This window comes from Bartonella sp. AP20NXHL, assembly GCF_042196165.1.
GTDB lineage: Bacteria > Pseudomonadota > Alphaproteobacteria > Rhizobiales > Rhizobiaceae > Bartonella.
The window spans coordinates 1-538 of record NZ_JBHIPV010000119.1 but is presented as its reverse complement, the minus strand read 5'-3'; the positions used below and the strand labels follow the sequence as shown (position 1 = coordinate 538).

The following is a 538-nucleotide window of genomic DNA, read 5'->3' as shown; positions in this document are numbered from 1 at the left end:
ATGACCTTTAAGCCCCGCGGTAAAAACACACCATATTTGGCAATCTCTGGATTAGCTTCCAGTGTGGCTTCTAAATAACCGTTTAGTGCCCCAACTTGCCTCCGGTCTCTGAACACTGCCATGACATGGTGAAAGCAAAGGAGATCGAGGCTCATATCCTCTAGCTCTACAATAACATGCTTTTCTGGTATCTTCATAGAGTTTGTCCCACTTGGATTTGTCCCTCTTGGTATTGTCCTTGTGGTTTTCCGCCATTAAAAAAGGGAAAGAGCGTAATGGAATAGCGGATGCGTTGGGATTGACCAGAACGACTGATATAGTCATGGTCTTTATTGATCGTGGTGATTACTACGGGTCCATGGAGAAGGACACTATAGGTGGTATCATTGATCCAATGAAGCATCTGGACCGGCTTTGCTCTTCGGATAGTTGTAGTGATGGCATCAATGGCTACACGGTCACCAAATTCTTCTGGAAACCAAACTCCATGAATGGTCTTTGCATCATTGCCATAGCCGGTAAATTGCAAACTGGGGGA

The 538-nt window shown here is 45.2% G+C and carries 2 protein-coding genes; both read right to left on the bottom strand.

Annotation, left to right across the window (positions count from 1 at the left end; translation table 11 throughout):
* On the bottom strand, window positions 1-197 hold a 197-nt coding region (locus ACFILL_RS09550), incomplete at its 3' end, for a tail protein X (protein WP_375643872.1).
* On the bottom strand, window positions 194-538 hold a 345-nt coding region (locus ACFILL_RS09545; RefSeq protein ID WP_375643871.1), incomplete at its 5' end, for a phage tail protein. The genes ACFILL_RS09550 and ACFILL_RS09545, both read right to left, overlap by 4 nt.